General features: G+C 61.6%; 16 protein-coding genes. 7 read left to right on the top strand and 9 right to left on the bottom strand.

Annotated features, from left to right (window positions below; all coding sequences use genetic code 11):
* Window positions 1-20: 20 nt before the first annotated feature.
* The 7 genes from RLCC275e_RS21815 to RLCC275e_RS21845 all read left to right on the top strand — a co-directional run bounded on the left by RLCC275e_RS21815 (window position 21) and on the right by RLCC275e_RS21845 (window position 6,637).
* Entirely contained in the window at window positions 21-455 is a 435-nt protein-coding gene (locus RLCC275e_RS21815) for a DUF2852 domain-containing protein (protein ID WP_033182043.1), read from the top strand.
* A 107-nt stretch (window positions 456-562) separates the two neighbouring features.
* The gene (locus RLCC275e_RS21820; protein ID WP_033182044.1) at window positions 563-1,321 is read left to right on the top strand and encodes a M48 family metallopeptidase; all 759 of its coding nucleotides are present in this window, start codon (window positions 563-565) and stop codon (window positions 1,319-1,321) included.
* Between the two features lie 167 nt (window positions 1,322-1,488).
* Complete coding sequence (locus tag RLCC275e_RS21825; protein WP_033182134.1) at window positions 1,489-2,157, top strand: phosphoribosylanthranilate isomerase; 669 nt, start codon at window positions 1,489-1,491, stop codon at window positions 2,155-2,157.
* A gap of 2 nt (window positions 2,158-2,159) precedes the next feature.
* On the top strand, window positions 2,160-3,380 hold the full coding sequence (gene trpB, locus RLCC275e_RS21830) for a tryptophan synthase subunit beta (protein WP_033182045.1): 1,221 nt from the start codon (window positions 2,160-2,162) through the stop codon (window positions 3,378-3,380).
* 3 nt (window positions 3,381-3,383) lie between these two features.
* Window positions 3,384-4,223 carry a tryptophan synthase subunit alpha gene (trpA, locus tag RLCC275e_RS21835; RefSeq protein ID WP_033182046.1) on the top strand — a complete coding sequence of 280 codons (840 nt, stop codon included), beginning with the start codon at window positions 3,384-3,386 and terminating at the stop codon, window positions 4,221-4,223.
* Window positions 4,224-4,351: 128 nt separating this feature from the next.
* Window positions 4,352-5,257: an acetyl-CoA carboxylase, carboxyltransferase subunit beta gene (accD, locus tag RLCC275e_RS21840; protein ID WP_033182047.1), complete on the top strand. Its 906-nt coding sequence runs from the start codon at window positions 4,352-4,354 to the stop codon at window positions 5,255-5,257.
* A gap of 27 nt (window positions 5,258-5,284) precedes the next feature.
* Window positions 5,285-6,637 carry a bifunctional folylpolyglutamate synthase/dihydrofolate synthase gene (locus tag RLCC275e_RS21845; RefSeq protein ID WP_171816944.1) on the top strand — a complete coding sequence of 451 codons (1,353 nt, stop codon included), beginning with the start codon at window positions 5,285-5,287 and terminating at the stop codon, window positions 6,635-6,637.
* Window positions 6,638-6,709: 72 nt separating this feature from the next.
* Here RLCC275e_RS21845 and trxA read toward each other — a convergent pair whose 3' ends face one another.
* The 9 genes from trxA to RLCC275e_RS21890 form a co-directional block, all read right to left on the bottom strand.
* Window positions 6,710-7,030: a thioredoxin gene (trxA, locus tag RLCC275e_RS21850; RefSeq protein WP_003544118.1), complete on the bottom strand. Its 321-nt coding sequence runs from the start codon at window positions 7,028-7,030 to the stop codon at window positions 6,710-6,712.
* 75 nt (window positions 7,031-7,105) lie between these two features.
* On the bottom strand, window positions 7,106-10,657 hold the full coding sequence (gene addA / locus RLCC275e_RS21855; protein ID WP_033182049.1) for a double-strand break repair helicase AddA: 3,552 nt from the start codon (window positions 10,655-10,657) through the stop codon (window positions 7,106-7,108).
* The gene (gene addB / locus RLCC275e_RS21860; protein ID WP_033182050.1) at window positions 10,650-13,841 is read right to left on the bottom strand and encodes a double-strand break repair protein AddB; all 3,192 of its coding nucleotides are present in this window, start codon (window positions 13,839-13,841) and stop codon (window positions 10,650-10,652) included. Before addB ends, addA begins: the two co-directional genes overlap by 8 nt.
* Window positions 13,842-13,844: 3 nt before the next feature.
* Window positions 13,845-14,576 (bottom strand): nucleotidyltransferase family protein, encoded by a 732-nt coding sequence (locus RLCC275e_RS21865; RefSeq protein ID WP_033182051.1) that lies wholly within the window; start codon window positions 14,574-14,576, stop codon window positions 13,845-13,847.
* 13 nt (window positions 14,577-14,589) lie between these two features.
* Complete coding sequence (tsaE, locus tag RLCC275e_RS21870) at window positions 14,590-16,107, bottom strand: tRNA (adenosine(37)-N6)-threonylcarbamoyltransferase complex ATPase subunit type 1 TsaE (protein ID WP_033182052.1); 1,518 nt, start codon at window positions 16,105-16,107, stop codon at window positions 14,590-14,592.
* Entirely contained in the window at window positions 16,104-18,689 is a 2,586-nt protein-coding gene (locus tag RLCC275e_RS21875; protein WP_033182053.1) for a sensor histidine kinase, read from the bottom strand. The genes tsaE and RLCC275e_RS21875 overlap by 4 nt, the downstream gene beginning before the upstream one ends.
* Before the next feature lie 203 nt (window positions 18,690-18,892).
* On the bottom strand, window positions 18,893-20,293 hold the full coding sequence (gene ahcY / locus RLCC275e_RS21880; RefSeq protein WP_003544127.1) for an adenosylhomocysteinase: 1,401 nt from the start codon (window positions 20,291-20,293) through the stop codon (window positions 18,893-18,895).
* Window positions 20,294-20,450: 157 nt separating this feature from the next.
* Window positions 20,451-20,726 (bottom strand): HPr family phosphocarrier protein, encoded by a 276-nt coding sequence (locus tag RLCC275e_RS21885; protein ID WP_033182054.1) that lies wholly within the window; start codon window positions 20,724-20,726, stop codon window positions 20,451-20,453.
* Window positions 20,727-20,735: 9 nt separating this feature from the next.
* Window positions 20,736-21,137: a PTS sugar transporter subunit IIA gene (locus tag RLCC275e_RS21890; RefSeq protein ID WP_033182055.1), complete on the bottom strand. Its 402-nt coding sequence runs from the start codon at window positions 21,135-21,137 to the stop codon at window positions 20,736-20,738.
* Window positions 21,138-21,233: the final 96 nt, after the last annotated feature.

A 21,233-nucleotide genomic window follows, 5' to 3' on the forward strand; every position in this document is an offset into this window, starting at 1 on the left:
AAGCGAGGGATACCCGCACGATGAACCAGTCAGCATTGCTTCGACCGGATTGGACTCCGGCTACCATTGCCCTGATGATTCTCGGCTTCATGGTTTTCTGGCCTCTGGGTCTTGCCATGCTTGCCTACATCATCTTCGGCGACCGTCTGCGCGGCTTCAAGCGTGACGTCAACCAGGCGACCGATGGCTTCTTTGCCTCCTGCCGCCGCCCGCATGGTCGTCACCGCCCACACTTCTCGACCGGCAACGTCGCCTTCGACGACTGGCGCAAGGCCGAACTCGACCGGATGGAGGAAGAGCGCCGCAAGCTTGACGAAATGCGCGAGGACTTCGACTCCTATCTGCGCGAGCTCCGCCGCGCCAAGGATCAGGAAGAGTTCGACCGCTTCATGCGCGACCGCAGGAACGCCAAGCGCGATGACAACGGCCCGGTGGCTGAATATCAGACGCCGTAAACGCCTGAATAATGAAATGATGACCGGCATCTCTCGATGCCGGTTTTTCCATGTCTGCCCTTCCGGCGATCATTTAGATTTGCCGGCGAATCGTATAGAAAACACGCATGTTCTCGCTTCTGAAAACAAGGTCGAAGGCGCGAAAGCCGGCTCCGCCCGAAATGCGGACGCTCGATGTCGCCGGCCGGCTCATGCCGCTGACGATCAAGCAGCATGACCGGGCGACACGCATCACGCTGCGCATCGAGCCGGGTGGCCGCGCCTTGAAGATGACGGTGCCGAAAGGCCTCGCCGCGCGTGAGGTCAATGCCTTCCTCGATCGTCACCAGGGTTGGCTGCTCACCAAGCTTGCCAAGTTTTCGACCGATACCGGCCTGCGTGACGGCGGCGAAATCCTCCTTCGCGGCGTTTCCCATCGCATCCAGCATAGCGGCAGCTTGCGCGGGCTGACGGAGGCGGTTTCCATAGACGGCAGGCCGGTGCTGCGCGTCAGCGGCATGCCGGAACATGTCGGACGGCGCATTGCCGCCTTTCTCAAGAAAGAGGCGCGCGCCGATCTCGCAAGACTGGCGACGATGCATGCCGCAGCGATCCGGGCGCCGATCCGCTCGATCTCGATGAAGGATACTCGCAGCCGCTGGGGTTCCTGTTCGTCGGAGGGAAATCTGAGCTTTTCCTGGCGTATCGTCATGGCGCCGCCGTTGGTGATCGATTATCTCGCCGCCCATGAGGTCGCCCATCTCAAGGAAATGAACCACGGCCCGCACTTCTGGGCCCTCTGCGGCAAACTTTGCCCCGGCATGGACGAGGCGAAATCCTGGCTCAAGCGGCATGGCAGCCAGTTGCATGCCATTGATTTCGACTAGCGCATAACCCCGAAAATCGGAATCGATTTTTCGAAAGGGATTATGCGCAGATTTAAAGTGATAGAGCGTCATTTGGACGCGCGGCGCTCTAGCCGAGAGCCATGCTAAATTCAGCGTCCGTCGCAAATTGGCTCGACTCTTTCTGCATTTCGTGTCACTTCGCTGCCATGAGACCGGATATCAAGATCTGTGGCTTGAAGACGCCTGACGCTGTCGATCGCGCGCTGAAACGCGGCGCGACCCATATCGGTTTTATCTTCTTCGAAAAGAGTCCGCGCTATATCGAGCCGGACCTGGCGGCAAAACTGGCAGAACCTGCGCGTGGCAAGGCGAAAATCGTCGCCGTCGTCGTCGATCCGACCAATGACGAACTGGACGAGATCGTGTCGATATTGAAGCCGGATATGCTCCAGCTTCACGGCAACGAGAGCCCCGAACATGTGCTGACCATAAAGGCGCTCTATGGTCTGCCTGTAATGAAGGTTTTTTCGGTCCGCACGGCAGACGACCTGAAGCGCGTCGAGGCCTATATCGGCATCGCCGACCGTTTCCTCTTCGACGCCAAAGCGCCGAAGGGTTCGGAACTGCCTGGCGGCAACGGTATTTCCTTCGATTGGAGCCTTCTCAGCTGGCTTGACGGCAGCGTCGACTACATGCTTTCGGGCGGGCTGAACAAGGACAATGTCGCCGAGGCGCTTTTCGTCACCAACGCACCGGGTATCGACGTCTCCTCGGGAGTCGAAACTGCGCCTGGCGTGAAGAGCGTCGCGAAGATCGATGAATTTTTTGACGCGGTCGAAAAGGCAAATGCGCCGATGATGGCCTCAGGGAGTTGAGAGTGAACGAGACGCCTAAACTGAATTCCTTCCGTTCCGGCCCCGATGAAGATGGCCGTTTCGGCATTTATGGCGGTCGTTTCGTCGCCGAAACGCTCATGCCGCTGATCCTCGACCTGCAGGACGAGTGGAACAGGGCAAAGAACGATCCGGCATTCCAGGCCGAATTGAAGCATCTCGGCGCGCATTATATCGGCCGCCCGAGCCCCCTCTATTTCGCCGAACGGCTGACGGCCGAACTCGGCGGCGCGAAGATCTATTTCAAGCGCGAGGAGCTGAACCATACCGGTTCGCACAAGATCAACAACTGCATCGGCCAGATCCTGCTCGCCAAGCGCATGGGCAAGACCCGCATCATCGCCGAAACCGGCGCCGGCCAGCACGGCGTTGCCTCCGCAACCGTTGCCGCCCGTTTTGGCCTTCCCTGCGTCGTCTATATGGGCGCCACCGACGTCGAGCGTCAGGCGCCGAACGTTTTCCGCATGAAGCTGCTCGGCGCGGAAGTCAAACCGGTCACGGCAGGCAGCGGCACGCTGAAGGATGCCATGAACGAGGCGCTTCGCGACTGGGTCACCAATGTCGAGGATACCTACTATCTGATCGGAACGGCAGCCGGTCCGCATCCCTATCCGGAGATGGTCCGCGATTTCCAGTCGGTGATCGGTATCGAAGCGAAAGAGCAGATGCTGGCAGCCGAAGGCCGCCTTCCGGACCTGGTCATCGCTGCCGTCGGCGGCGGCTCGAACGCCATCGGCATTTTCCATCCTTTCCTCGATGATCCCTCGGTCAAGATCGTCGGCGTCGAAGCCGGTGGCAAGGGCCTGCAGGGCGACGAACATTGCGCATCGATCACCGCCGGTTCGCCGGGCGTGCTGCACGGCAACCGCACCTACCTGCTGCAGGATGGTGACGGTCAGATCAAGGAAGGCCATTCGATTTCGGCGGGTCTCGATTATCCCGGCATCGGCCCCGAACATTCCTGGCTGAACGATACCGGCCGCGTCGACTATGTGCCGATCATGGACCACGAAGCGCTCGAGGCTTTCCAGACCCTGACCCGCCTCGAAGGCATCATCCCGGCGCTCGAGCCCTCGCATGCCATTGCCGAGGTGATCAAGCGCGCACCGACGATGGGCAAGGACGAGATCATCCTGATGAACCTCTCCGGCCGCGGCGACAAGGATATCTTCACCGTCGGCAAGATTCTGGGAATGGGGCTGTAAGACATGACCGCACGCATGGACAAACGCTTTGCCGAGCTGAAGGCCGAGGGCCGTCCGGCGCTTGTGACCTATTTCATGGGCGGCGATCCCGACTACGACACCTCGCTCGGCATCATGAAGGCGCTGCCGGAGGCGGGCTCCGACATTATCGAGCTCGGCATGCCCTTTTCCGATCCGATGGCCGACGGCCCGGCGATCCAGCTGGCCGGCCAGCGCGCCCTGAAAGGCGGCCAGACGCTGAAGAAGACGCTGCAGCTGGCGGCTGATTTCCGCAAGACGAACGATGCGACGCCGATTGTGATGATGGGTTACTACAACCCGATTTATATTTACGGCGTCGAGAAATTCCTCGACGACGCGCTCACCGCCGGCATCGACGGCCTGATCGTCGTCGACCTGCCGCCCGAGATGGATGACGAACTCTGCATTCCGGCGATCCGCAAAGGCATCAATTTCATCCGCCTGGCGACGCCGACGACGGATGAGAAGCGCCTGCCGAAGGTACTGAAGAACACCTCCGGCTTCGTCTACTACGTCTCCATGAACGGCATCACTGGTTCGGCGCTGCCCGATCCGTCGCTGGTGTCAGGCGCGGTCGCGCGTATCAAGCAGCATACCAAGCTGCCCGTCTGCGTCGGCTTCGGCGTCAAGACGGCGGAACATGCAAAGGTCATTGGCGGTTCGGCCGACGGCGTCGTCGTCGGCACCGCGATCGTCAATCAGGTCGCGACCAGCTTGACGCATGACGGAAAGGCAACGGCGGACACGGTTCAAGCCGTTGCCACGCTGGTGCGCGGCCTTTCCACGGGAACACGTTCGGCGCGCCTTGTTGCTGCCGAATAGTTTGCGCACATTGGCACAAAGCATGTCGCGCAAAAGTGTGCAGCGGTTTTGCGGCAACGACGTGCGGGAAACTAGGACCTAAAGCGCGGCAGATCGCGACGCGCCTTAGACTATCAGGAGTATTCGAGTTGAACTGGATCACCAACTACGTTCGCCCGCGGATCAATTCCATGCTGGGCCGTCGCGAAGTGCCGGAGAACCTCTGGATCAAGTGCCCGGAAACGGGCGAGATGGTCTTCCATAAGGACCTGGAAGGCAACAAATGGGTCATTCCGGCGTCTGGTTATCACATGAAGATGCCGGCCAAGGCGCGCCTGGCCGATCTTTTCGACAATGGCGAATTCGAATCGCTGCCGCAGCCGAAGGTCGCGCAGGATCCGCTGAAGTTCCGCGATTCGAAGAAATATAGCGATCGCCTGCGCGACAGCCGCCTGAAGACCGAACAGGAAGATACGATCCTCGCCGGTGTCGGAAAGGTGCAGGGACTGAAACTCGTGGCCGTCGTGCACGAATTCAACTTTATCGGCGGTTCGCTCGGCATGGCCGCCGGCGAGGCGATCGTCAAGGCTTTCGAGCGTGCGACATCTGAAAAGTGCCCGCTGGTGATGTTCCCAGCTTCCGGCGGGGCGCGCATGCAGGAAGGCATCCTGTCGCTGATGCAGCTACCGCGCACGACGGTTGCCGTCGACATGCTCAAGGAATCCGGCCAGCCCTATATCGTCGTGCTGACCAACCCGACGACCGGCGGCGTCACGGCCTCCTATGCCATGCTTGGCGATATTCATCTGGCCGAGCCCGGCGCCGAAATCGGCTTTGCCGGCAAACGCGTGATCGAGCAGACGCTGCGTGAAAAGCTGCCCGAAGGCTTCCAGACCGCCGAATATCTGCTGGAGCATGGTATGGTCGATATGGTTGTCAAACGTCACGATATTCCGGAAACGCTGGCGCGCCTCTTGAAGATCCTGACGAAGAAGCCGGTTTCTGCGGCGAACGACATGAATGGCGGCGCGATTGCTCTGGCGGCAAGCGCCTGATAACCGACAAGCAGGCGGGGTGCCGAATTGATACCCAGAGGCCAAACCGCGGTGAGTGAGGCAGCACAGGAGATCGACAAGCTCATGGGATTGCATCCCAAGGGTTTTGATCTGTCTCTCGACCGCATCACTCGTCTTCTCGATGTGCTCGGCAATCCGCACAGGAAACTGCCGCCGGTGATCCATGTCGCCGGCACCAATGGCAAGGGGTCGGTCACCGCCTTCTGCCGCGCCCTGCTCGAAGCCGGCGGCTACAGCGCTCATGTCCACACCTCGCCGCATCTCGTCAATTGGCACGAGCGTTATCGCATTGGTGTCAAGGGCGGACGCGGGCAGCTTGTCGACGACGCCGTTTTCGCCGAGGCCGTGCGCCGCGTGGCCGATGCCAATGCAGGACAGCACATTACCGTCTTCGAAATCCTGACGGCAGTCACTTTCATTCTGTTTTCCGAACAGCCGGCCGATGCTGCGATCCTCGAAGTCGGTCTCGGAGGCCGGTTCGACGCCACCAATGTCATTTCCGATCCGGCCGTTTCGGTGATCATGCCGATCTCGCTGGATCACCAGCCCTATCTCGGCGACAGGGTCGAGCTGATCGCGGCCGAAAAGGCCGGCATCATGAAGCCGGGATTTCCCGTTGTCATCGGTCATCAGGAATATGACGCAGCTCTCGACGTGCTGATGTCGACGGCCGAGCGGCTGCATTGCCCGAGCGCCGTCTTCGGTCAGGATTTCATGGCGCATGAGGAATACGGCCGCCTCGTCTACCAGGACGAATTCGGTCTTGCCGACCTTCCGCTGCCGCGCCTCCCCGGCCGGCATCAATATGCCAATGCCGCCGCCGCCATTCGTGCCGTCAAGGCGGCGGGTTTCACGGTCACCGAGACGATGATGGAAACGGCGATGAGTTCGGTCGAATGGCCGGGTCGGCTGCAGCGCCTGAGCGAGGGCCGGCTGCTGTCACATGCGCCCGCCGGCGCCGAGATCTGGATCGATGGCGGGCATAATCCGGGTGCCGGCGAAGTGATCGCCGAAGCCATGGCCAATTTCGAGGAGCGCCAATCTCGGCCGCTTTTCCTGATTACCGGCATGATCAACACCAAGGATCCGGTCGGCTATTTCAAGGCCTTTACCGGCCTGGTCGAGAAGGTTTTCTGCGTGCCGATCCGCGGCAGCGACGCGATGATCGACCCGGTAATATTGTCAAATGCGGCTTATGATGCCGGTTTGGTTGCCGAACCGATGTTGACGGTCGGCGATGCGTTGGAAGCGATCAAAGCCGTTCTCGATCCAGAGGCATTGCCGCCGCGCATCCTGGTCGGCGGCTCTCTCTATCTCGTCGGCGACGTGCTTGCCGATAACGGCACGCCCCCGAAATGAAGGCTGCGAAATGAAAAAAGCCCGGTCGAACCGGGCTTTTTCGTCAATGTAATCTGAATTGGCCGAAATCAATCAGGCAGCGCTCGAAATCCAGTTCGAAAGAGCCGTCTTCGGCTTTGCGCCGACAGAGATATCGGCAACTTCGCCGCCCTTGAAGATTGCAAGGGTCGGAATGGAGCGCACACCGAACTGTGCAGCGAGTTCCGGGTTCTCATCGATATTCAGCTTGGCGACCTTGACCTTGCCTTCCATCTCGACGGCGATTTCTTCGAGGCTCGGAGCAATCATCTTGCACGGGCCGCACCATTCGGCCCAGAAATCGACGACGACGGGTTCTGCGGATTCCAGAACTTCCGACTGGAAGTTATTGATATCGACTTTCACGGTAGCCATGGGCTTCTCCTTTAACGGAATTGGGTGTTGAACCACATGTGATGGTGCGGTGCCGAATTTTCAATGTCCGGTATTTCACTTTGTCTTGACCGCTGCAAGCGCCAAACCGAGCGCCTTTTCGCTCAGCGTGAAGAGCGAGGCGTTCTCGGTATAGACAAGCATGCAATCGATACGCTTATCAGGATAGAGCGGCGTCAGGATCTCGCGATAGATCGCCAGCTGCGCCCGGTGCGCGAAGGGGATAGCCTCCTCTGATGCCGGCGGCACCCGATTGGTCTTGTAGTCGAGAATGACGACGCGATCGGCAAGGACGGCAAGCCGGTCGATGCGCCCGGAGACGGCATAGCGCCGATCTTCGAGCGTCAATGTTCCCATGATCGAAACCTCTGGCTGGGCCTGCGCACCGAGGACAGCCTGCAGGCCTTCCTCGTCCAATAGTTTCAGAACCGAATCGACAAGCTTGCGCCGCTCGGCTTCCGGCCAGAATCGAGCCGCCCGTTCGGCATAGCGGCTCGCCGCATCAGGTCGCTCGGTAAGCGGAATTTCGGGAAGCGCCTGCAGCATGCGATGGATCAGTCTGCCCTTTTCCAGTGAGTGATCGCTGCGCACCCTCTCACCGAACAGCGGCGAGACCACCAGCAGGCCGCCCTCGTCTTCATCGACGATCGTCCCGGCGCCGGAAGGGCTGAGCGGCCGAGGAAGCTCAGCCTGCGGCGGCAATGGCCGCAACAGGCCGTCCGGCAGGGTCTGGTCGCTGCCGCGCTCTTCGCTGCGATCGACACGCTCGAAGCTTCGTTCCACCTGCGGCACACGCCATTTGATGCCTGGCCATTCCCCATCGGGACCGGAGAATGTGGTCGCCTCCACATGCGGATGGTCGTCGCGCAGTGCTGTCGAAATCATCATATGCCAGGTGTCGTTGTTCACGCGCACGCCACGATAGCCGCAGACGACCAGCCGGTCGGCGGCGCGCGTCATGGCGACATAGAGCAACCGGCGGTATTCTTCTTCCGCCAGCATCTGGATACGCGTCGCATCGTCCTGCGTCAGCGAATTGGCGAGATCGGAGACAGGAACCCAGACGGGCATCGGCGGCTCGTCGAGGCCGGTCTCGATCAGGCGAAGCTTCGGCAGATGGGTATGGGTGAAGGCCTTCGAACCGCCGTCGACGAGAAAAACGATCGGTGCTTCCAGACCCTTGGAGGCATGCACCGTCATGATCCGCACCTCGTTGCGTCCCTTGTCCTGCTCGCGCTTCATTACTGGGGCTTCGAGCTCCAGCGTCGAGATGAAGGATTGCAGCCCGGGAAGGCCGGAGCTCTCATGGTCGAGCGTGAAGGTCAGGAATTCGTCGAGGATATCGCTGACCTCGGTGCCGAGACGGGCAAGGAATTGCCGCCGCCCGCCGTAGCTGCCCAGCACGCGCGCATAGAAATCGTGAACCGAAAGGCTCCTGGACTGCCGGAGAAACAGCTCCAGCCTCTCGACGGCAGCGCGGAAACGCTCGATGCCGTCGGCGGCGAAGCTTTTGAGATGGCTCCAGACGCTCTGATTGTCGCCGCGCAACGCGGCGATCGCAAAGATGTCATCCTCCGAGAGATCGAAAAGCGGGCTCTTGAGCACGGCGGTGAGCGAAAGATCGTCTTCCGGCAGAAGCAGGAAACGGCCGAGCGCCAGCAGATCCTGCACGGCGATATGGCTGGTCAGCACCAGCCTGTCCGCACCGGCGACGGGAATATCGCCGCGCCGCTTCAACGCGCGCGTCAACGCGTTAACGAAGGCGTCGCGCTTGCGCACCAGCACCAGGATGTCGCCGGCCTCGATCAGGCGCTCCTTGCCTTTGTCGACGATCGTTTCGCGGCCGACGAGCGTGCCGATCGCATGGGCGATCCGCCGTGCGAGGATTGCGGCCGGCGCGCTTTCCGGCGTCGCGTCGAAGGGCGCCGTCCAGTCCTCCTCCTTCACCACCGCTTCCGGCGCAACCATCTCCCAGAGATCGACGGCGCCGGGATGTCCGATGCGGCTGGAACGATGCACGACCGGTTCGCCGAGCGCGCTGAGGCCGCGCGCGTTCTCGGGTGTCTTGAAAATGTGGTCGACGGCCTCGAGAACGTCGGCGGTCGAACGGAACGACAGCGGCAGCCGCACGGAGGAAAAACTCTGCCCGCTGTCGGAAACGCGCCGCCGCGTCCGGTCGCTCTCCTCGGAAAAACGCTCAGGGCGCGCCCCCTGGAAGGAATAGATCGACTGCTTTTCGTCGCCGACGGCAAATAGCGTGCGCACGATCGGCCGGGCGCTTTCGCCGGAGAAGAAATCTTCGGCGAGCGACTGGATGACGCTCCACTGGATCGGGCTGGTATCCTGGGCTTCGTCGACGAGGATATGATCGATGCCGCGATCGAGCTTGTAATGGATCCAGGGGCCGACGCCACTTTTCGTCAGCAGGTCGGCGGTGCGGGTGATCAGGTCCTCGAAGTCGAGCTGGCTGCGCTGCTTCTTCAGCTCCTCATAGTCGTGATTCAGCCGGTCGGCGAGCACGAGCGCTGCATGCGTGGCGCCGTACATCCGCATCAGCTTCAGCCGGTCGCGGCTTGCTGCGACATGCGCGCGGGCAATGGCGATGGCCTCCGCCAGCTGCGGTGCCTCGGTAAGCATGGCCTTGACGAGGAATTGCGAGTCCGCCTTGGGCTCGCCCTTGACGGTCAGAAAGATTTTCTCGAGGATCTCAGCGCGCCTTGCGTCATCGCGCTCCCGCCCGGCGAGCCTGAGGCCATAGGCAACCTCTTGCGCCTTCGCGCCGCCTTTCTTGTCGGCGAGCGAGAGATAAAGCTCCAGCGTGCCGCCCGAAAGCGCGGGCAATGGCCAATATTGCGCCGCGATCCGGTCTTCCGTATCGCCGACAGTTAGGCCAAGTCTTTTGCGCAGAACCATTTCCACGCCGCCTTGCTGTTCGGCTGTCGCCGTGAAACGACGAATGGCATTGCGGTTGGCGACGATGTCGCCGAGCAGATTCTCCAGTCCGGATTCGTCGCCGAGATTGAGCACGTAGGCGAACGCCTCGGCAAGGGCGTTGTCTTCCTCCGGCGCCGTTGCCGTCAGCAGCGCCCGGCGCGCATCGGAAAGCAGCGCCACCGCCGCGCGATCGTCGAGAACAGAGAAATGCCCGGCAACGTTGGCCTCCAACGGGAATTGATGCAGCAGTGCCTCGCAAAAGGCATGGATCGTCTGGATTTTCAGTCCACCGGGGGTCTCCAGCGCCTTGGCAAACAGCCGGCGGGCCTCGGCAAGCTTCAGTCCGTCGGGAGCCGTACCCTCGATCTGTGTGATCCGCCGGCTGAGGTCTTCATCGTCAAGCACCACCCATTCCGCCAGTCGTTCGAAGACGCGGTTCGACATTTCCGACGCCGCAGCCTTGGTGTAGGTGAGGCACAAAATGGCGGAAGGCCGCGCACCTGATAGCAGCAGCCGGATGACGCGCTGTGTCAGCACATGTGTCTTGCCGGAACCGGCATTGGCCGAGACCCATGCTGAACGCAGTGGATCCGAGGCAATGGCCTGCTGGATGGTCGTCCAGCCGATCCAGGCGCCCGGATCGTCGTCGTTGGGAAGGGCGGTCACATCACTCATCACCGCCCTCTTCGGTTTCGGCCGTCGACCATTCGGAGACGCGGGCGAGATGATCGTAGTCGCCGCCGAAATCGAATTGCTGGGCCGGGATCAGCCGCGAGGTAAAGCCTCTTTCGTTGGATTGCAGCAACCCCACGAATTTGACCAGCTGGTCGATCGATTCGGCGGCGAGGTCCATCGCCGATTTCGCCTTGTCGCTACGGGCCGAGCTCTCGTTGTTGACAGTATCGACTTGGAAGCGGCTTCCGGGTCGCAGACGCACGTAGAGAAGGTCCTGCGGCACGAGGCTGCCGGCATCGCGGAAGGCACCGGCGCTCAAGGCGGCCGCTTCAAGCGCAAGCTGCGGATCGAGCAGCACGCGGGCCTGCGCCGGTGAGGGATTGTAGCCGGTCTTGTAGTCGATGATGTCGGCCGAGTGTGGTCCTGTGACGTCGATCCGGTCTGCGACGCCGGTAAGCCGGATATTGATCGGCTCCAGCTCCATACCGCCCCGTACCTCCGTCAGGGTTTTCAGGATGCCATGCCGGCGTCCAGCTTCCCATTCGAGGAAGGCGCGGGCCACCGCGCGAAAGCGCGGCCGCCACACGGCATCGATATGCGGCGGCAACTTTTCCATGTCGAAAAGCTCGGAAAGGACGTGCTCCATCGCCGCTGCCGCATCCGGCGTGCCGGCGATGTGAGGCTCGCGGATGAAACGGTCGATGATCTTGTGGTAGAGCGTTCCGCGTTCGGCCGCCCCTGGATCGCGATTGAACGGGTCGACGGGGTCGAGCCGCAAGACACGGCGGGCATAGATGGCATAGGGATCTCGGCGCAGCCGGCCGACTTCACTAAAGGAATAGGATTTCGGCTGCAGCTTCAGCGGCGGTTTCGGCGAGGGGCGCTGCGCCGGCGCCTGAGCATCTCCCCGATCGATGAGAGCGGCCCATTGGAGGAACCGGTTGCCGCGTCCCTTCAATTCCGCTTCGAATGCCTCTCCGCCGAGCGCCAGCAGCCGCTGCAGCCAACGCGAGGCAACGGTCGGCGTCGAGCCCTGGCGCAGCGCGCGCGAATAGATCAGATGGCGCGTGCCGTTTGCCATCTCGAAATCATGCGCCAGCTGGCCGATGCGCCGCTCCGGCGGCTCGAGCCCGATCTCCGTCTTCATCATGCGCGGAATGAAGGGGTTGTTGGCGGTCTGTCCCGGCCAGGTGCCTTCGTTCAGGCCGCCGAGGATCAACGTATCGACGCTCTGCAGGCGGGCTTCCAGCGTGCCGAAGATGAAGAGCCTCGGATGGCTGAGCGCTCGCGGCTTCACCGCATGACCGGCGGCGAGCGCCGCCATGATGTCGATCCATTGCGGTCCGTCGGCCTCCATCTGGCCGTCCGTGTCGATCACTTCACTGAGCAGGGCGGCGAGGGCGTCTCCTGCTTCGTTCGACCAGAGATCGGCGAGATTGCCTTGTGGATCGACCGCGACCGCTTCAAGCGAACGGCCGGTGCGCTCCGCCCATTCCGACAATGTGAAGCGCACCGTTCTTCCGCGATCTTCCGGCCGGTGCCGCATCAGCGCCGAAGCCAGTGGCTCGGTCGCTTGTGCGACCCGCCGGACGAGGTCGAATGCGGCCTCGGCGGCCTCAGGCGAAAGCGCTTTTCGCCATTGCGGCGCGTGCCTGTCCAGGGCCTGTTCGGCAAGTTGGTGAGTGAGCAGCGATTCAAGCGTACTGATATCCACCTCTGCCACCCCGCCGCGCAGTGCCAGCAGCTCGAGAGCCTCTGTGGCGGAAATCAAGGCGTCGCGTTCCAGGCCGAAGCGGGCAAGCGGATGTTTGAGCAGCGAGACGATCGCCACCGGATCGCCCGGCCGCAGCGCCGCCTCCAGCAGCAATTGCAGCAAGGTGCCCTGCGGCATGGCCGAAAGCGGCGTACCCGCCGAATCGTCGGCGAGGATGCCGAAGCGGGAAAGCTCGGCCATCACCCGCCGAGCGAGATTGCGGTCCGGAGTGATGAGTGCTGCCCGGCTCTCGCTGTCCTGTCCCGGTCTTTCCAGCGCAAGGCGGAGCGCGATGGCAATTGCGGTCGCTTCCTCGCGCTCATTGGCCGCTTCGATTAGCGAAATATCAGAGAAGGCCGAAGTCAGCGCGCCGGCCGGCAGGCCGTTCTTCCACGCCCCCCAGTCGCTGGTCGCCTCCGCCGGGGCAAGGGCCCGCGACAGGATTTCGGCGCGCCGCTCAAGATCGGCCTCCGGTCTGTCGAGGAGCGTGACATCGGCGCGTGTCAGCTTTAGCCGCTTGAGCAGCACCGACAGACCATATTGCGGATGGCTCCGGCTTGCGGGACTGGCGTGTTGGCCGGGCGCCGGTTCTGGCGCGACCATCTGCCAGTGCCCTTCGGGCATGGAGAGATCGAGACCCGGAAGCACGATCACACCTTCCGGTAGATGGGCGACGGCGGCAATGAGATCGGCGGTGGCGGGAACGGACCCTGTCGAACCGGCGATGATGATCGGTCCGGCCGGTTTCGTCGCAGAAAGCCGGCTTGCTTCAGCCCGGAGAATGGCGTTTCTGTGCCGCGCCGGCGAGGATTTGCCGAGTTCGGACAGCCGCTCCGGCCAGAATGCGCTGGCGATCTGCAGGAACTCCGCCGTCAGCTGCCACCAGGCGGCATAGTCGCCGGTGTCGAGTTTCGACAATTCCGACCAGTCGAGATCCTCCGTCTCGATGGAATCGATCAATTCCGCCAGGTTACGGGCGAGCCAGATCGCATCCGCCGGGCTTGCCGGCGCAACGAGCGGCGAGTCCGAGTGGATGTGGCGGACGATCTCCGGCAGCTTGTTTCGCCAGGCGAGGATCAGGCGCGCAAGCTCCAGCAGACGGGCGATATTCGACAGCGGCTGGGCGAGATCGATCGTTGCCGGCAGCGCCTCGTCGAAATAGCCGCTATCGTCGTCGGTTTCGCCCAGCGGACGGATGACGGGGAGGATCGCCGAGCGGCCGCCGAGCAGGTCGACGAATTCCGACCGCAGCACACGCACGGCGCGCCGGGTCGGCAGGTAGATCGTCACTTTGGCAAGCGATAGCGGATCATCGGCGTCATGCCGGAAAATCGGCGTCAATCGGCCGTCGCACAGTGTCGTCGCCAGCGTTTTCAGGAAGGAGAGGCCTGCGGGGATCGTGGTGATGCGTGGCTGGTGCCGCTCCGCCATGGCTTACGCAAACGTCCGCAGTCGCCGGATCGTTTCCTCCGCCTCGCCGATCGCCTCCGGCGTGCCGACAGTCAGCCAATGGCCTTCGAGCACCGTGCCGAAAAGTCGTCCGCGCGCGATCGCCTTGTCGAAATAGATATTGAGGTTGAAGGCATCCTTCGGTGCATCGTCGAACAGCGACGGGTTCATAGCGATTGCCCCGGCATAGACGACGGGATTGGATGGATCGTCGCGATAACGCGTCAGCCGGCCATCGGCCGCAAGACTGAAGTCGTTCTTGCCGTTGTGCCCCGTCGTATCCTCGATCCCAACGCAAAGCAGCGCCATATCCATGCGTTCGGCATCGAAGAATCCGGCTAAGCGTTGTAGATTCGTCGGCCGCCCCTGCTGTTCGCCGATCCAGAAGAGATCGGCATTCATAACGAAGATATTGTCGCGGCTAAGCAGCATCAGCCCCTTGGCCAGGCCGCCGCCGGAATTCATCAGTGCGTCCCGCTCGTCCGATATGATGATGTCGAGGCCGTGATAATTCTTCAGATGGTCGAGCATCTGGTCGGCGTGGTGGTGAACGTTGACGACGGCGCGTTCGACGCCGGCCGCCACCAGCGAATCCAGCGAGTAGTCGATCATCGGCTTGCCGTCGATCTTCACCAGCGGCTTTGGGATCGTATCGGTGATCGGGCGCATGCGGGTTCCGAGACCCGCGGCCAGTACCATGGCTTGTCTGATGGTCATTCTGATCCGGAACTTATGATTCGTTCTGGCCTATTCCAGCCCTTGCGCACCAATCGCGCAAGGGGGCAAGCGTTTCATGCTTGAGCGCGACGTTCAGATAGGAAAGCGTGCGCGGCATATGTTTCAGATAACCCGGCTTGCCGTCGCGCTGCAACAGGCGCACCCAGAGGCCGGCAAGCTTGCAATTGCGCTGAGCAGACATGATCGCCCAGGCCTTCATAAATCCGGCTTCGTCGAAACCGCCCTGCGCGCGGCGAAGCGTTAGATAATCGTCCATCAGCTGCCGGAAGAGGTCCGGCTCGATCGTTACGCGCGCATCCTGGACGATCGAGGCAAGGTCATAAGCCGTGGGGCCGATCATCGCGTCTTGGAAATCGATGAGGCCGATCTTGCGAATACCGCTTTCATGTTCGCGCCAGATGATGTTTGGCGAATGGAAGTCGCGCAGCAGCAGGTTCTTCTCGGCCGTTGCGAGCTCGTCGATGAGCGCGTCCCAGATCGCCAGATATTCCGCCCGTTCGGCCTCCGTTGCGGGCACACCCTGACGTTTCCAGGGCAGGTGCCAGTCGAGCACCAGCCGCACCTCCATCTTCATCGCCGTACGGTCGAAATCAGGAATATGATGGACATGTCCCTTTCCAACGGGGATGTCGTGCGGAAGTTTCAGAGCGTGCAGTCTGGCGAGGCACGCAACGCTTGCGCGATAGCGTTCGATAATAGGCTGTCCGTGGGCATCCAGCACGCCGTCACTGCCGAGATCTTCGATCAGCAGGATACCCTTGTTATAATCCACCCTGTAGACTTCGGGCGCCGCAAAACCATCCTTGCGCAGCGTATCGGCGATCGCCACGAACGGATAAGCGTTTTCGGCAAGATGCGCGACTTTGGGATAGGGTTTGCCGTCCAGAACCGGGGGGCCTTCAGCAAGCGGCGGCCAGTCCATCAGGATGATGCGTTGGCTGCCGGCCTTCGGATAGATCGCCTCATAGGCGCGAAGCGAGGCATCACCGGTCAGGAATCGGCGTTTCGCTGCGGGATAACCGGAATCATCAAGGAAATCGCGGATCGCCAGGACGCGCCGGATGCGCAAGAATTGCATGCCGGAGGCCATAATCGTTGCCCGGCGGCCTTTGCCCTCATGTTCCAGCGTCAGTGCGATACGCTGAGTGGGCAGCTCGCTCTCGGCCATCTCAGGCCATTCGACGAGACAGATACCGTTCTGCAGGGCCTCGTCGAAGCCAAGCTCCGTCAGTTCGGCGGGGTCGCCGAGCCGGTAGAGATCGAAATGCGAAATGGGAATGCGCAGGTCGTAGGATTGCACCAGCGTGAAGGTCGGGCTCGGAACCTCGAGCCCCTCGTCATCGGCCATGGCGCGGAGGATCGCCCGGGCGAGCGAGGATTTCCCCGCGCCGAGATCGCCGGAAAGTGCAAGGCAATCGCCGGCCTTCAGGGCCAGCGCCAGATCTTCGCCGAGGCGGATGGTGGCCGCCTCGTCTTTCAGGAAAAGCGAGATCGCATCGCTGGTCGTCATTCGGCGGCGGCGGAATGCGGTACATCGACCGAGGGGATACGGCAGACGACAGTCGTGCCCTTGCCCGGCTCGCTGTCGATCGTCACATCGCCATGATGCAGACTGACGAAGCTGTCGACGATCGAGAGGCCGAGGCCGGCGCCGCCGCGTTTGCCGCTTTTTGCCCCCGTGGCAAACCGGTCGAAGACGGTCGCGATCATATCGGGTGAGATGCCGGGGCCGCGATCGCTGACGGAAAAGACGAAATCCGTGCCTTCGCGATGGCATTCCAGCGAGATCGAAGTGCCTTCGGGCGAGAAATTCGCCGCATTGGACAGAAGCTTCAGAAGGATTTGCTTCAGCCGCTGTGGATCGGCAACGATCGAGCCGAGATAGGCGGGTGCGGTGATTTCAAGCGCGACACCGCTTTCATGCAGGCGATCTGCGATCTGCATCGAGACGTCGTCGAGCAGATCGTTGAGATCGATATCCGCATAGTTGAGGCGCATGATGCCGGCGTCGACGGTCGCAAGGTCGAGGATATCGTTGACGAGCGTCAACAGAACAGAGGACGAGGTCGAGATGTGGTCGATATATTCGGCCTGCCGGTCATTCAGCGGCCCGACACCCGGTGTGCGCAGGAGATCGGTGAAGCCGATGATGTTGGTCAGTGGCGAACGAAGTTCATAGGAAACGTGCTGGACGAAGTCGTTTTTCAGCTCGTCGGCCTTGCGTAACGCTTCGTTCTTCTCGGTCAGCGCGCGCTCGGCACGCACGCTGTCCGTCATGTTGACGAAGGTCAGCATGGTCTGCGCGTTCGGCAGCGGGATGACGGCGTAGTCGAGCACCAGGCCGGAGAAGAGTTCCAGCGTTCCCTGGCCTGAGCGGCGTTCGTCGTCGAAGCTGGTGATCAGCTCCGCGAAGGTCTTCCAGCCATCCGGCCGATCATAGGACGGCGCGCAGGCCTCGCCGAGCGCACGGATATGGGTGCCGGGCTTGGCTTCGGTTTCGGTGATCCCCCAGAGCGCGCGGAAGGCCGGGTTGGAAAGGCGGATGCGTCCATCAGGACCGAACACCGCCACACCTTCGGAAAGATGGTCGATCGTTTCGCCCTGCACCTTGACCAGTGTGTTGTAGCGCGTTTCGAGATCGACCTGCTCGGTCAGGTTTTCGAACACCCAGGTGGCGCCGCCCTGCGGATGGGCGGTCGCAAAGACGCGCAACGTCTGCCCGTTCGGCAGGTGCCAGAGATCGGATTGCGTGTCGAGCGCGCGATAGACGGAAAGTGCGGCTTCCTTCCAGCTTTTCCAGTTGAGCTGGTCCGGCAGTTTCTTGGCCGCCCGTAGCCGCTCGAGCAGCTCGCTATTGTCAGGCCGGCCCTCGAGGAAGGCGATATCAAGCTCCCAGAGCGCAACGAAGGCCTGATTGTAGAATTGCAGCCGGCGGTCGCCGTCGAAGATGGCAACCGGCGTGGCGAGATGGTCGAGCGTTTCGGCATGGCTCTTCAGCGTCCGTTCCAGCTCGGCGCGCACGGCCTCTATGTCGGACACATCGATTGCGATGCCGGCCGAGCCGCCGGGAACCCTGACGTCGACGACGTCGAAGAATGTGCGGTTGCCGCGCACGACCGTCGAGATCTTGTCATGGAAGGGCGATTCCGGCGTCGTCGTGGCGCGAATGCGTTCGCGCGCAACGGTCGTCAGCATCTCGCGGCCTTCATTGATCGCCTGCTGCGGCGATCGCGCTTCGACCGCCTCGCCATAAGCCTGGTTGACCCAGGTGAGGCGGCCCACCGGATCGCGCTGCCAGGCCGGCATATCGATCGCGTCGAGCATGGTCTGGAAGGCAGAGATCGAGGTCATCAGCCGGTCGCGCTCGATCCTGAGCTCTGCGAGCTCGGCGCGCAGATTGTTGAGCGCCACGAAACGGACGAAGGCACGCCCGCCGGAAACCCGGCCCTGCGCCTCGAGGATTTCGTCGCGGATGGTTTCGACCACCATGTCGAAGCTCTGCGCCTCGTCGCGCAGCCGGTCGATCGCCTTTTCCAGCTCGGAAGCCGAACGTGATTTCAGCCACAGGCCGAAGGCCAGGAATTCGCCGTCCTGCGGCGCGCCGGTCTCAGGCGGAAGCTGGCCGAGCAGTTCGGGACGCGCATTGCCGTCCCAGATGACGATCCGCCGGTTCTTGTCGGCGATCAGAGCCTGGTATTGCGAAATGCGCTGCTGGGCATCGGAGAGCGCCGAGCGGATTTCCCGGCTCTCGTTTTCCAGGTTGCCGCGCTGACGCACGAGCCACAGCGTCGACAGCAGGGCTGCCGATATGACGCCGATGACGACGGAAACACCGATCACCTGCGAGGATGTGAAGAGGTGAGCCGAGGCCGCCGCCTGCTGCTCCGCCTGTGCCAGAGCCGGCCGCGCCAGGGCGGCAAGCGCCGTGCCGGCCGCGCAGCTTTTCAGGAAGCGCGCCAATGGTCCGTGCTCTTGCTTTGCGGCCTCGTGTGCCGTTGCAGATTTATATCCTTGACCTGCCATCAGCGGGCGGCGATGGGCGCGAGCGCCATCATCCGCCTGACCGGGCAGGCTGCTTTTTATTTCCGACATCCGCGGTATGTCTCCGTCCTTCAATGTGCCGCATTACGACAAGACATCCCATTTTCGCAGCTGCCGGACAGCGTCCGGCGCCACGAATCAAGTCCTAAAACAATACTTCGGAAGGGAATCGGCGGGAAGGGAGCGTCCAAAAAATAAGCCGCGGCATTTGTCAATGCCGCGGCTTCTACATCTTGTGGATATTAACGATCAGATCAATATCTGTAGTGGTCGGACTTGAACGGGCCCTTCGGCGAGACGCCGATATAGGCAGCCTGTTCCGCAGAAAGCTCAGTCAGCTTCACGCCGAGCTTGTCGAGATGCAGGCGTGCGACCTTTTCATCGAGATGCTTCGGCAGAATATAGACCTGGTTGGAATACTGGTCGGGCTTGGTGAAGAGTTCGATCTGCGCCAGCGTCTGGTTGGTGAACGAAGCCGACATCACGAAGGACGGATGGCCGGTGGCGTTGCCGAGGTTGAGCAGACGGCCTTCGGAAAGGAGGATGATGCGGTTGCCCTTGGGGAATTCGATCAGGTCGACCTGCGGCTTGACGTTGGTCCACTTGAGATTGCGCAGCGCAGCGACTTCGATTTCGTTGTCGAAGTGACCGATATTGCCGACAATCGCCATATCCTTCATCGCCCGCATATGGTCAATGCGGATGACATCCTTGTTGCCGGTGGTGGTGATGAAGATATCGGCCGAGGAAACGACGTCCTCAAGGAGAACGACTTCATAACCGTCCATCGCAGCCTGCAATGCGCAGATCGGATCGGCTTCAGTCACCTTGACGCGGGCGCCGGCGCCGGAGAGCGAAGCGGCAGAACCCTTGCCGACGTCGCCGTATCCGCAGACGACGGCAACCTTGCCGGCCATCATGACGTCGGTGCCGCGACGGATGCCGTCGACCAGCGATTCCTTGCAGCCATATTTGTTGTCGAACTTCGACTTGGTGACCGAGTCGTTGACGTTGATCGCCGGGAAGGGCAACAGGCCCTTCTGGCTGAGCTGGTAAAGGCGGTTGACGCCGGTCGTCGTTTCCTCGGTGACGCCCTTGATCGCGTCGCGCTGCTTGGTGAACCAGCCAGGCGAAGCGGCAAGGCGCTTCTTGATCTGTGCGAAGAGGATTTCCTCTTCTTCGGAATGCGGATGAGACAGCACGTCCTCGCCGGCTTCCGCGCGGGCGCCGAGCAGGATGTACATGGTGGCGTCGCCGCCGTCATCGAGGATCATGTTGGAAAGGCCGCCATCGGCCCATTGGAAGATCTTGTCGGTGTAGACCCAGTAATCCTCGAGCGACTCGCCCTTGATGGCGAAGACAGGCACGCCGGAAGCGGCGATCGCGGCAGCGGCATGATCCTGCGTCGAGAAGATGTTACACGAGGCCCAGCGGACTTCGGCGCCGAGCGCGACCAGCGTTTCGATGAGCACGGCCGTCTGGATGGTCATGTGCAGCGAGCCGGTAATGCGCGCGCCCTTCAGCGGCTTTGTCTGGCCGAATTCGGTGCGGCAGGACATCAGTCCCGGCATTTCGGTTTCGGCGATCGTAATTTCCTTGCGGCCGAAATCCGCAAGACCGATATCGGCGACGACATAATCTTTTTCAGTGCTCATAGAGGCCTCCAGGCTGAAAAACGTCTCAAAATTGGCGCAGGCGCGAAGATGACCCGCGTGCAAGCGCACGGCATGTCCGCCGTTTAGCAGGCTTCGCCGGTGATGGCAATAAGGATATAAAGAAGTCTTTATATGTTTATATGAGCTCGATCGGAGCTCACATCTCCTCGCCGAACCTGTTCTGGATCAGCTGGTCCAGGGCCTCCAGCGCTTCTTCGGCCTGGCTGCCGCTCGCCGAGACGACGACGCTCGAGCCGGGGCTTGCCGCAAGCATCATCAAGCCCATGATGGAGGTTCCGCCGACCGTCATTCCATCCTTGGTAACGGTGATGGCGGCATCGAAGGTCTCGACCATCTGCACGAATTTGGCGGAAGCGCGCGCGTGAAGACCGCGCTTGTTGATGATAAGAAGTTCCCGGGAGAGCGATGTCATGAAGGCCCGTTATTTTCCGCTAAGCACACGGCTCGCGACATTGATATATTTCCGCCCGGCTTCGGATGCCTCCACCAGCGCCTTCTCCATGTTGTTCTCGCCGCGCACCCCGGCAAGTTTGATCAACATCGGCAGGTTGACGCCGGCAATGACTTCGGTATAGCCGCTGCTCATGACTGATATGGCGAGATTGGACGGCGTGCCGCCGAACATGTCGGTCAGGATGACGACGCCATGGCCATCATCGGCACCGGAAACCGCTTCCAGAATGTCCTGCCGTCTCTGGTCCATGTCGTCTTCGGGGCCGATACAGACCGTCTCGATGAATTTCTGAGGACCGACGACGTGCTCGACAGCATGACGAAACTCTTCAGCCAGCTTGCCATGCGTGACAAGCACAAGTCCGATCATGATATTACTGCTCCCATAGACGCAAACGGTGGACCCAATATCGCAATGCAGCAATTACGTCCACCGGTGGGGGCACATCTTGGCTATGAAAAGCCG

Source organism: Rhizobium brockwellii (genome assembly GCF_000769405.2).
GTDB classification, from domain to species: Bacteria; Pseudomonadota; Alphaproteobacteria; order Rhizobiales; family Rhizobiaceae; genus Rhizobium; species Rhizobium brockwellii.